The sequence below is a fragment of the Streptomyces katrae genome (assembly GCF_000966975.1).
GTDB lineage: Bacteria > Actinomycetota > Actinomycetes > Streptomycetales > Streptomycetaceae > Streptomyces > Streptomyces katrae.
In genome coordinates this window covers 1-11754 of record NZ_JZWV01000695.1, presented here as the reverse complement: position 1 = coordinate 11754, position 11754 = coordinate 1, and the positions used below count along the sequence as shown (strand labels likewise).

Sequence of the window (11754 nt, the reverse complement as noted above, 5' to 3'; positions counted from 1 at the left end):
CTCCAGTCCTGCCCTTCACAAGACCCAACAGATCCGGCGGGTGCCCAAGTTCCACCAGTCGTACACCCGATCGAGTGGTTGTGGCGGCCGTCCCGGGAGGGAACGTCCAGGGCTCAGTCCCGACTCAGTCCCAGGCCCCCACCGTCGCCGGCAGCGCCGCGAACCCCGCCAGCTCCCCGGCCGTGAGCCGCACCTCCGCCGCCCGCGCGTTCTCCGCCGCCCAGCGCGCCCGGCCCGCCCCCGGCACGGGCACCACGTGCGGCCCCTGCGCCAGCACCCACGCCAGCGCCACCTGCGCCGCCGTCACCTCCGGCCCGTGCCGCCGGGCCACCCGCCGAAGCTCGGCCACCAGCACCTGGTTCGAGGCCATCGCGTGCGCCGTGAACCGCGGGTGCCGGGCCCGCACGTCCGCCTCCTCGAACCCCTGCCCCGGCGTCAGCGTCCCGGTCAGGAACCCGCTGCCCAGCGGCATCGCCGCCAGCATCCCCACCCCCCGCGCCGCACACCACGGCAGCAGTTGCCACGCCGCCTCCGGCGACCACACCGAAAGCTCCGCCTGCACCGCCGTCACCGGGAACACCTGCTGCGCCCGCTCCAGGTACCGCAGCGTCGAGCGGTACTCCCGGTCCCCGCGCCGCCCCGCACCCGGCCCGGCCCCCGCGCCCAGCGCGCAGAACCCCAGCGCCCGCACCTTCCCCGCCTGCACCAGCTCCGCCATGGCCCCCCAGGTCTCCTCCACCGGGACCTCCGGGTCCACCCGGTGCAGCTGGTACAGGTCTATGACGTCCGTCCGCAGCCGCCGCAGCGAGGCGTCGCACGCCCGCCGCACGTACTCCGGCCGCCCGTCGGCCACCACGTGCCCCTCACCCGCCCGCAGCCCCACCTTGGCCGACACGAAGGCCTCGGCCCGCCGCTCGCGCAGCACCCGCCCCACCGCCAGCTCATTGGTGAACGGCCCGTACAGATCGGCCGTGTCCAGCAGGTTCGCCCCCAGGTCCAGCGCCGTGTGCAGGGTCCGCAGCGACTCCTCGCCCCGGCGGCGCGACGGCGCGTAGGCCCAGCTCATCGGCATGCAGCCGAGCCCGATGGCCCCCACCGTCAGCGGTCCCGACCCGATCGACCTGCGCTCCACCCCTGCGTCCCCCCTCCCGGCCCGGTCCCGGTCCGGCCCTCAAACTAACGGCTTGATCACGTTCCCTTCGCATAGCCTCGGGATCATGACTGCAACGACCGCGGACGTCTGGCTCCCCTTCCCGCCCGGGGAGATCGACGGCCTCCCCGACTCCTTCAGCTACCGACAGTGGGACGGCGAGGAGGAGTTCCCGGCGGACCCGGCGGCCTGCGTCTTCTACGTCACCCCGTACATGAAGTCCCAGGAGGTCACCCTGCGGCCGCTCCCGGCCATGCCCGGCCTCCGCGTCGTGCAGACCCTCACCGCCGGCATCGACCACGTCCTGCCCGGCCTCGGCCACCTGCGCCCCGGAGTCCGGCTGTGCAACGCACGCGGCGTCCACGAGGCCAGCACCGCCGAGCTCGCCCTCACCCTCACCCTCGCCTCCCTGCGCGGCATCCCCGGCATGGTGCGCGGCCAGGACCGCGAGGACTGGCGCGGAGGCTTCTACGAGGCCCTCGCCGACAAGTCCGTCCTGATCGTCGGCTACGGGGCGATCGGCGCGGCCATCGAGGACCGGCTGCTGCCCTTCGAGTGCGGGCGGATCACCCGCGTCGCGCGTTCGGCCCGCACCGCGCCCCATGGACCGGTGCACGCCCTCGGCGACCTCCCGGTCCTCCTCCCGGAGGCGGATGTGGTCATCCTCTCCACCCCGCTGACCGAGGACACCCGGGGCCTGGCGGGCGCCGCCTTCCTCGGCCGGATGAAGGACGGAGCCCTGCTGGTGAACGTCTCGCGCGGGCCCGTCGCCGACACCAAGTCCCTGCTGGCCGAACTGGAGTCCGGCCGGCTGCGCGCCGCCCTCGACGTCACCGACCCGGAACCGCTGCCCCCGGGCCACCCGCTGTGGCACGCCCCGAACGTCCTGATCACGCCTCACGTGGGCGGCAGCAGCTCGGCGTTCGAGCCCCGCGCGAAGCGCCTCGTGGCCCGTCAGCTGACCCGTTTCGCCGCCGGGGAGCCGGTCGAGAACACCGTTCTGATCACGGACTGAACCAGACCGCACACTCTCCGCGTCCATACGTATGCGAGCAGTTGCCGCACGGCCCCCGGTGGTCACGGAGAGTAGAGAAGCTATGTCGCTGAGTGACGAAAGTGGTGTATCGTCCGGAACAAGGGGCTGCGCCACGTACGTCTGGCGCTGGGGTGATCGGACACTTTGGGGGGCGACGGGCGATGCACGGCCAATGGACGAAGGATCCGATGCGGCAGGGCCGCCGGAAGCGACGGTGCCGGGACTGGACCGCGCCGGAACCAGCCTGCGAGGGGGACCGGTGAGCGCCCCGGGGGCGGCGCTGCTGACCCGGCAGCCGGTCGCCGGCGGCGGGGGCAGGGGTCTGGGGGCGCAACTCCTCCTCGCGGTGGTCAGCGGCGGCTACGCCGTCGGGGCCGCCCTCGGCTGGGGCTCGGAAGAACTCGCCAAGATCATGGGCGACTTCGGGCTCAGTACCGCCGGTCTGCTGGCCGCCGTCTCCTGCTACCACTACGCCCGCGCGATCGACCGGCGCGAGCGCCCCGCCTGGCTGATGTTCGCGTTCTCCTCGCTCATGGGGGCCCTGGGGAACGGCGTCTGGGGCTGGTACGAGGTGCTCCTCGACCAGAAGGTGCCCGAGCCCTCGCTCGCGGACTTCGCCTTCCTCTGCTTCGCCCCGCCCGCCATCGTGGGCCTGCTCGTCCTCGCCAAACGCCCGGTCACCCGCGCCGGATGGGTCTGCCTCGCGCTCGACTCCTGGCTCATCGGCGGCTCCCTGCTGACCCTCTCCTGGAGCCTCGCCCTCGCCAACGCCGCGCGCACCGCCCAGTCCGGGGCTCCCGGCAGCGTCCCGCGCGCCGCGCTCTCCCTCGCCTACCCGCTCCTCGACATCGCCCTGGTCTCGATGGTGCTGGTCCTGCACTTCCGGCGCTCGGCCAACAACCGCTCGGCGATCAACACGGCCATCGCGGCCCTCGCACTGACCGTCCTGAGCGACGCCCTCTTCACCTCACCGCTGCTCAACACCACCTACCGCTCCGGGGAGATCCTCGACGCGGGCTGGTTCGCGGGCTCCCTCCTGCTGGCCTACGCCCCCTGGGCCGCCGGCCGCCGCCCGGAGCCGCTCCCGCGCCCCGTGCCCCCCCGCGCCGACCGCCCGCACAGCCGCCCCATCACCGGCTCGCTCCCGGCCCTCACCCCGTACCTCGCGGCCGCGGTCTGCACCCTGGGCATCCTCTACAACGTGGTGGACGGACGGAAGGTCGACCGGATGGTGGTCTTCACCGGCTGCACGGTCGTCCTCGCCCTCGTCGTCCGGCAGGGCATCATGCTCCTCGACAACATCGCCCTGACCCAGGAGCTGGCACAGAAGGAGAACCACTTCCGCTCCCTGGTCCAGGGCTCCAGCGACGTCATCATGATCGCCGCGCCCACCGGAACCCTGCGCTACGTCAGCCCCGCCGCCGCCGGGGTCTACGGCCGCGAGGCGGAGGAGCTGGTCGGCACCGAACTGGCCGCCCTCATCCACCCCGACGACCTCGGCCGCGTGGTCCACGAGGTACGCCGCTTCCTGGCCGCCCCGCCCGCCGAGGAGCCCACCACCCGCATCGAATGCCGGTTCAAATCGGGCGGCGGGGAATGGCTCAACGTGGAGTCCACCGTCAACCGGCACCAGGGCGGACTCATCCTCAACAGCCGGGACGTCACCGAGCGGGTCCGCCTCCAGGCCCAGCTCCAGCACAGCGCCGAGCACGATCCGCTCACCGACCTGCCCAACCGGGCCCTGTTCACCCGCCGCGTCCGCCAGGCCCTCACCGGCCGCCGCGCCGGTGACCACAGCACCGCCGTCCTCTTCATCGACCTCGACGGATTCAAGGCCGTCAACGACACCATCGGCCACCAGGCGGGCGACGAACTGCTCATCGAGGCCGCCCGCCGCCTCCAGGACGCCGTCCGGGCCGGGGACACCGCCGCCCGGCTCGGCGGTGACGAGTTCGCCGCCCTCATCCTCGGCGACGGCAGCCGCGACCGCAGCGCCCGCGAGTACCAGGTCCACGACATCGCCGACCGGCTCCGCACCACCCTCTCCCAGCCCTACCGCATCGCCGGCAGCGAGGTGCGGGTGGCCGCCAGCATCGGCGTCGCCTTCGCCGACCCCGGCATCACCCCTTCGGACCTGATGCGCAACGCCGACCTCGCGATGTACCGCGCCAAGGCCGGCGGCAAGGACCGCGTCGAGCTGTACGCGCCCCAGATGCAGGCCGAGGTGGTCCGCAAGGCCGAGCTGGCCGGAAAGCTGCGCACCGCGCTGCACGAGGGCGAGTTCGCCCTGCTGCACCAGCCCGTGGTCTCCCTGGCCGACGGCGAGATCACCGGGGTCGCCGCGCAGGCCCGCTGGCGCTCCGCCCAGGGGATCCTGTTCACCCCGGCCGAGTTCCTCCGGGTGGCCGAACACAGCGAGGGCGGGCCGGGAGGCGGGGCCGATCCCTCCCGCGGCGCCGAACTGGGCCGATGGCTCCTCGAGGAGGCCGTGGCGGAGGCCGCCGAGCGCCATCTCGCGGGTCACGACGTACCGGTGGTCGTACGGATGACCGCCCAGCGGCTCCTCGACCACTCCGTGCCCAGCGGCTCCGTGGAGGCCCTCCTCGGCCGGCACGGGCTGCCCTCCGGCGGCCTCGTCCTCGAACTCGCCGCCTCGGACCCCAGAGTCCCCTTCGACGAGCTGGAGCGCCGACTGACGGCCCTGCACCGGCTCGGCGTAAGGATCGCCCTCGACGGCTTCGGCAGCGGCTACGCGGCCATCAGCGCCCTCCGCCGGCTCCCGGTGGACCTGCTCAAGCTGGACCGGGGCCTCGTCGAGGGCGTCGTGGAGTCCGCCCGCCTGCACAAGATCACCGCAGGATTGTTGCGCATTGCAAACGACCTGGGGATGCAGTCCGTGGCCGACGGGGTGGACCTCCCCGAGCAGGTCATGGCCCTGCGCGCCATGGGCTGCACCCACGGGCAGGGAATGGCGTTTTCCGGCCCCCTCGACGAATACAGGCTGCGCCGCGCGCTCGTGAGAGGTACGTTCCCAGTACCGGGCGGTACGGCCCAGCCCGCCTTGGCCGGCGGCTCGTCCGGTGGCTCGATGGTCATCCGTAGAGGCTCAAATAATGAGACGCCCGTCCCACCCGCTTGACACCACCCTCCCCCCGGAGGGAGGGTCAATGCCATGCGCACCCGAATTCTCGTACTTGGAAAGCGCGTCGGCTGAAGCTGGGACCTGCATGTCCCCGCTCCACACCGCCGACGCGCTCCCCTCGCTTGCCACCTGGCACGAGGGGTTTTTTGTTGCACTGGCACACGCACCCGGACGAGAACCGGGGCACCCCCGCTCCTCGTAAAACCCTCAGCTTCGAGAAGAGAATGCCGATGACCGAGCAGGCCTCCGGGGCCCACCATCCGCAGCCGCGGCCCCGTACGGGTGGGCAGCAGCCCACCGCAGTTGAGCACGTCACGGGCGCGCAGTCCCTCATCCGCTCTCTCGAAGAGGTGGGGTGCGACACCGTCTTCGGCATCCCGGGCGGCTGCATCCTTCCGGCGTACGACCCGATGATGGACAGCAAGAAGGTCCGTCACATCCTGGTCCGCCACGAGCAGGGGGCCGGCCACGCCGCCACCGGCTACGCCCAGGCCACCGGCAAGGTCGGCGTGTGCATGGCCACCTCCGGCCCGGGCGCCACCAACCTGGTCACCCCGATCGCGGACGCCCACATGGACTCCGTCCCGCTGGTCGCGATCACCGGCCAGGTCTCCTCCAAGGCGATCGGCACCGACGCCTTCCAGGAGGCGGACATCGTCGGCATCACCATGCCGATCACCAAGCACAACTTCCTGGTCACCAAGGCCGGGGACATCGCGAAGACCATCGCCGAGGCCTTCCACATCGCCGCCAGCGGCCGTCCCGGCCCGGTCCTGGTCGACATCGCCAAGGACGCCCTCCAGGCCAAGACCACCTTCTCCTGGCCGCCGGCCATGGACCTGCCCGGCTACCGGCCGGTCACCAAGCCGCACGCCAAGCAGATCCGCGAGGCCGCCAAGCTCATCGTCCAGGCCAAGCGCCCGGTCCTGTACGTCGGCGGCGGCGTCATGAAGTCCGGTGCCACGGCCGAGCTGAAGGTCCTCGCCGAGCTGACCGGCGTCCCGGTCTGCACCACCCTGATGGCCCTGGGCTCCTTCCCCGACAGCCACCCGCTGCACGTCGGCATGCCGGGCATGCACGGCTCCGTCACCGGTGTCACCGCCCTCCAGAAGTCGGACCTGCTGATCGCCCTCGGCACCCGCTTCGACGACCGCGTCACCGGCAAGCTGGACAGCTTCGCCCCCTTCGCCAAGGTCATCCACGCGGACATCGACCCGGCCGAGATCGGCAAGAACCGCGAGGTCGACGTCCCGATCGTGGGCGACGCCCGTGAGGTCATCGCCGACCTCATCCAGGCGGTCCAGGCCGAGCACAACGACGGCCACGCGGGCGACTACACCGCCTGGTGGAAGGACCTCAACCGCTGGCGCGAGACCTACCCCCTGGGCTACGACCTGCCCGAGGACGGCTCGCTCTCCCCGCAGCAGGTCATCGAGCGGATCGGCGCGCTCGCCCCGCAGGGCACGATCTTCACGGCCGGCGTCGGCCAGCACCAGATGTGGGCCTCCCACTTCGTGAAGTACGAGGAGCCCCGCACCTGGCTGAACTCCGGCGGCGCCGGAACCATGGGCTACGCGGTCCCCGCCGCGATGGGCGCCAAGGTCGGCATGCCGGACCGCGCGGTCTGGGCGATCGACGGCGACGGCTGCTTCCAGATGACCAATCAGGAACTGGCCACCTGTGCGCTGAACAACATCCCGATCAAGGTCGCCATCATCAACAACGGCGCCCTCGGCATGGTCCGCCAGTGGCAGACGCTGTTCTACAACCAGCGCTACTCCAACACCGTCCTGCACGCGGACGAGACCGGCCACGACACGGTGGGCTCCCAGCTCGGCGAGTCCGTCGCCCCCCGCCAGGGCACCCGCGTCCCGGACTTCGTCAAGCTGTCCGAGGCCATGGGCTGCGTCGCCCTGCGCTGCGAGGACCCGGCGGACCTGGACAAGGTCATCGCCGAGGCCAACGCGATCAACGACCGCCCGGTCGTGATCGACTTCATCGTCCACGAGGACGCCATGGTGTGGCCGATGGTCGCCGCCGGCACCTCCAACGACGAGGTCATGGCAGCCCGGGGCGTCCGCCCCGACTTCGGCGACAACGAAGACGACTGAGCCGAGAGAGCCTGAGAGAGAGAACGACTCACATGTCCAAGCACACGCTCTCGGTCCTGGTCGAGAACACCCCCGGCATCCTCGCCCGGATCGCCGCCCTGTTCTCCCGCCGCGGGTTCAACATCGACTCGCTCGCGGTCGGTGTCACCGAGCACCCCGACATCTCCCGCATCACCATCGTTGTGAACGTGGAGGACCTCCCGCTGGAGCAGGTGACCAAGCAGCTCAACAAGCTGGTCAACGTGCTCAAGATCGTCGAGCTGGAGCCGTCGAACGCCATCGAACGCGAACTCGTTCTGGTGAAGGTCCGCGCCGACAACGAGACGCGCTCGCAGATCGTCGAGATCGTCCAGCTGTTCCGCGCCAAGACCGTGGACGTCTCCCCGGAGGCCGTCACCATCGAGGCCACCGGCGGCAGCGACAAGCTCAGCGCCATGCTCAAGATGCTGGAGCCCTTCGGCATCAAGGAACTGGTGCAGTCCGGCACCATCGCCATAGGGCGCGGCGGCCGGTCCATCACGGACCGCAGCCTGCGCTCCCTCGAGCGCAGCGCCTGACACACGCCTGACGCCACGCCTGGACCGGGCGGGACACGCCCGGTTCGCATGGCGAGACCGACAAACTCTTCATCCGTTCCCCGCCGTACGGTGGGTGCAACATCAGCGCACCAAGGAGATATCCCAGTGGCCGAGCTGTTCTACGAGAACGACGCCGACCTGTCCATCATCCAGGGCCGCAAGGTCGCGGTCATCGGTTACGGCAGCCAGGGCCACGCCCACGCGCTGTCGCTCCGTGACTCCGGCGTCGACGTCGTCGTCGGCCTCAAGGAGGGCTCGAAGTCCAAGGCCAAGGCCGAGGAGCAGGGCCTGAAGGTCCTCCCCGTGGCGGAGGCCGCCGAGTGGGCGAACGTCATCATGATCCTGACGCCGGACCCGCTGCAGGCCGAGATCTACGAGGCCTCCATCAAGGACCACCTGAAGGAGGGCGACGCGCTCTTCTTCGGCCACGGCTTCAACGTCCGCTACGGCTTCATCAAGCCCCCGGCCAACGTGGACGTCGCCCTGGTCGCCCCGAAGGGCCCGGGCCACCTGGTCCGCCGCCAGTACGAGGAGGGCCGCGGCGTTCCGTGTATCGCCGCCGTCGAGCAGGACTTCTCGGGCAACGCCTTCGCCCTGGCCCTGTCGTACGCGGCCGGCATCGGCGGCACCCGCGCCGGCGTCATCAAGACCACCTTCACCGAGGAGACCGAGACCGACCTGTTCGGTGAGCAGGCCGTCCTCTGCGGTGGCGCCTCCGCCCTGGTCAAGGCCGGTTTCGAGACCCTGACCGAGGCCGGCTACCAGCCGGAGATCGCGTACTTCGAGTGCCTGCACGAGCTGAAGCTCATCGTGGACCTCATGTACGAGGGCGGCCTGGAGAAGATGCGCTGGTCGGTCTCCGAGACCGCCGAGTGGGGCGACTACATCACCGGCCCCCGCATCATCACCGACGCCACCAAGGCCGAGATGAAGAAGGTCCTCGCCGAGATCCAGAGCGGCGAGTTCGCCAACACCTGGATGGCCGAGTACAAGGCGGGCCTGCCGAAGTACAACGAGTACAAGAAGGCCGACGAGGCCCACCTGCTCGAGACCACCGGCAAGAAGCTGCGCAAGCTGATGAGCTGGGTCGACAGCGACGAGAGCTGATCTCGTGCACGGCGGGGCCGGGACACTCAGTCCCGGCCCCGCCGCGCTTCCGCCCCGGCCGTCCCCTCCGTCGTGGTCCGGCCGGAAAATTCGACGGAATGTAGACCCTGAAACGTGCGGCTTGTCCACCCCGGCCAATCACGGACGGGTGATCCTTCCGTACAGGCGGAATTCCGCGCGGGAACCGCCACTACACTGCTCAACACAACGCGTCAGGCCCACAGTGTCGTGCGTCTTCCACGCGGCTACCCCCTCCACCGCATGCGGCCGTCGGGACGGCCGTCCGCACTGGACTTGTGAGGACCCACGTGAGCTCGAAACCTGTCGTACTCATCGCCGAAGAGCTGTCGCCCGCCACGGTGGACGCGCTCGGCCCGGACTTCGAGATCCGGCACGTCAACGGCGCCGACCGCGCAGAGCTGCTGCCCGCGATCGTCGATGTCGACGCCATTCTCGTCCGCTCCGCCACCAAGGTGGACGCCGAGGCCATCGCCGCCGCCAAGAAGCTGAAGGTCGTCGCCCGCGCCGGTGTGGGCCTCGACAACGTGGACGTCTCCGCCGCCACCAAGGCCGGCGTGATGGTCGTGAACGCCCCGACCTCCAACATCGTCACCGCCGCCGAGCTCGCCTGCGGCCTGCTCGTCGCCACCGCCCGCAACATCCCGCAGGCCAACACCGCCCTGAAGAACGGCGAGTGGAAGCGGAGCAAGTACACGGGCGTCGAGCTCAGCGAGAAGACCCTCGGCGTCGTGGGCCTCGGCCGCATCGGTGTCCTGGTCGCCCAGCGCATGTCGGCCTTCGGCATGAAGGTCGTCGCGTACGACCCCTACGTGCAGCCCGCGCGCGCCGCCCAGATGGGCGTCAAGATGCTGACGCTGGACGAGCTGCTCGAGGTCGCCGACTTCATCACCGTGCACCTGCCCAAGACCCCCGAGACCCTCGGTCTCATCGGGGACGAGGCCCTGCGCAAGGTCAAGCCGTCCGTCCGCATCGTCAACGCCGCCCGCGGCGGGATCGTGGACGAGGCCGCGCTGTACTCGGCCATCAAGGAGGGCCGGGTCGCCGGCGCCGGCCTCGACGTGTACGCGAAGGAGCCCTGCACGGACTCCCCGCTGTTCGAGCTCGACCAGGTCGTCTGCACCCCGCACCTCGGCGCGTCCACGGACGAGGCCCAGGAGAAGGCCGGCATCGCGGTCGCCAAGTCGGTGCGTCTCGCCCTCGCCGGTGAGCTCGTACCGGACGCGGTCAACGTCCAGGGCGGCGTCATCGCCGAGGACGTGCGCCCCGGCCTGCCGCTCGCCGAGAAGCTCGGCCGCATCTTCACCGCCCTCGCGGGCGAGGTCGCGGTCCGCCTCGACGTCGAGGTCTGCGGCGAGATCACCCAGCACGACGTCAAGGTGCTCGAACTCTCCGCCCTCAAGGGTGTCTTCGAGGACGTCGTCGACGAGACGGTCTCCTACGTCAACGCCCCGCTGTTCGCGCAGGAGCGCGGTGTCGAGGTGCGTCTGACCACCAGCTCGGAGTCGCCGGACCACCGCAACGTGGTGACCGTCCGCGGCACCCTGGCGGACGGCCAGGAGGTGTCGGTCTCCGGCACGCTCGCGGGCCCGAAGCACCTTCAGAAGATCGTCGGCGTGGGCGAGTACGACGTGGACCTGGCCCTGGCCGACCACATGATCGTGCTCCGCTACACCGACCGTCCGGGCGTGGTCGGCAAGGTCGGCCTGCTGCTGGGCGAGGCCGGTCTGAACATCGCCGGCATGCAGGTGGCCCGCGCCTCGGAGGGCGGCGAGGCGCTCGTCGTCCTCACGGTCGACGCCGAGGTCCCGGTGGAGGTCCTCGCGGCCATCTCGGCGGAGATCGGCGCCGCTTCGGCCCGTACGGTCAACCTCGTCTGACCGTCTCGTCCTTGACGGTGAAGGGCCCGGGGCGCACACCCCGGGCCCTTTCGCGCGGACCCTCCATAGACGTTCGTATTAAACGGATGTCTTGATACCGTGGCGTCATGGGACACCGTGAAGATCTGCTCGAGGGCGCCAAGAAGTGCCTGGCCGAGAAGGGGTTCGTACGGACCACCGCGCGCGACATCGTCAGTGCCTCCGGGACCAACCTGGCGTCCATCGGCTACCACTACGGCTCCAAGGACGCGCTGCTCACCCAGGCGTTCATCGCCCTGATCGAGGAGTGGGGCGAGGGCCGGCAGGCCGGGCTCGAAGGGGCGGAGGGCTCCCTGGAGCGGCACCGGGCGCTGTGGGACGGGGTCGTCGCCGAGCACACCGCGGCCGGCCCGGTCTGGGCGGCCAGCCTGGAGGTCGCGCTGAGCCGGGACCAGAAGCCGGAGCTGAAGTCCATGCTGGCCGCCTCACAGCTGGAGGGCCGCCGGGGCCTGGTCTCGATGATGACCGGAACCCCCGAGGAGCAGCTGACCGATCGCGACGAGCGCACGCTCGGGGCGGTCTACCAGGCCCTGCTCAACGGCCTGATGATCCAGTGGCTGTTCGACCCGTCCGCCGCCCCGTCGGGCGAGGAGTTCACGGAGGGGCTGCGCAGGCTCGCCGAGGGGATCACGGGCGCGCCGCGGACGGCGGGTTAGCGGCTCGGCCGTACGGGGGCGCGGGCCGGCCTTCGCC

The 11754-nt window shown here is 71.0% G+C and carries 8 protein-coding genes; 7 read left to right on the top strand and 1 reads right to left on the bottom strand.

What is annotated here, in order from left to right:
• Positions 1 to 124 precede the first annotated feature (124 nt).
• A complete protein-coding gene (locus tag VR44_RS24245; RefSeq protein ID WP_045949703.1) occupies positions 125 to 1132 on the bottom strand; it encodes an aldo/keto reductase in 1008 nt (335 codons plus the stop codon).
• An 85-nt stretch (positions 1133 to 1217) separates the two neighbouring features.
• On the opposite strand from VR44_RS24245, the gene VR44_RS24240 reads away from it, so the two are divergent.
• The 7 genes from VR44_RS24240 to VR44_RS24210 all read left to right on the top strand — a co-directional run bounded on the left by VR44_RS24240 (position 1218) and on the right by VR44_RS24210 (position 11717).
• Complete coding sequence (locus VR44_RS24240; protein ID WP_045949702.1) at positions 1218 to 2165, top strand: 2-hydroxyacid dehydrogenase; 948 nt, start codon at positions 1218 to 1220, stop codon at positions 2163 to 2165.
• 280 nt (positions 2166 to 2445) lie between these two features.
• Positions 2446 to 5325 (top strand): putative bifunctional diguanylate cyclase/phosphodiesterase, encoded by a 2880-nt coding sequence (locus tag VR44_RS24235; protein WP_045949701.1) that lies wholly within the window; start codon positions 2446 to 2448, stop codon positions 5323 to 5325.
• A 227-nt stretch (positions 5326 to 5552) separates the two neighbouring features.
• Entirely contained in the window at positions 5553 to 7439 is a 1887-nt protein-coding gene (locus VR44_RS24230) for an acetolactate synthase large subunit (RefSeq protein WP_045949700.1), read from the top strand.
• 32 nt (positions 7440 to 7471) lie between these two features.
• Positions 7472 to 7996 carry an acetolactate synthase small subunit gene (gene ilvN / locus VR44_RS24225; protein WP_042816067.1) on the top strand — a complete coding sequence of 175 codons (525 nt, stop codon included), beginning with the start codon at positions 7472 to 7474 and terminating at the stop codon, positions 7994 to 7996.
• 126 nt (positions 7997 to 8122) lie between these two features.
• The gene (ilvC, locus tag VR44_RS24220) at positions 8123 to 9124 is read left to right on the top strand and encodes a ketol-acid reductoisomerase (protein WP_045949699.1); all 1002 of its coding nucleotides are present in this window, start codon (positions 8123 to 8125) and stop codon (positions 9122 to 9124) included.
• 308 nt (positions 9125 to 9432) lie between these two features.
• Positions 9433 to 11022, top strand: a complete 1590-nt coding sequence (gene serA / locus VR44_RS24215) for a phosphoglycerate dehydrogenase (RefSeq protein ID WP_045949698.1) — start codon at positions 9433 to 9435, stop codon at positions 11020 to 11022.
• Positions 11023 to 11129: 107 nt separating this feature from the next.
• Positions 11130 to 11717, top strand: a complete 588-nt coding sequence (locus VR44_RS24210) for a TetR/AcrR family transcriptional regulator (protein WP_045949697.1) — start codon at positions 11130 to 11132, stop codon at positions 11715 to 11717.
• Positions 11718 to 11754: the final 37 nt, after the last annotated feature.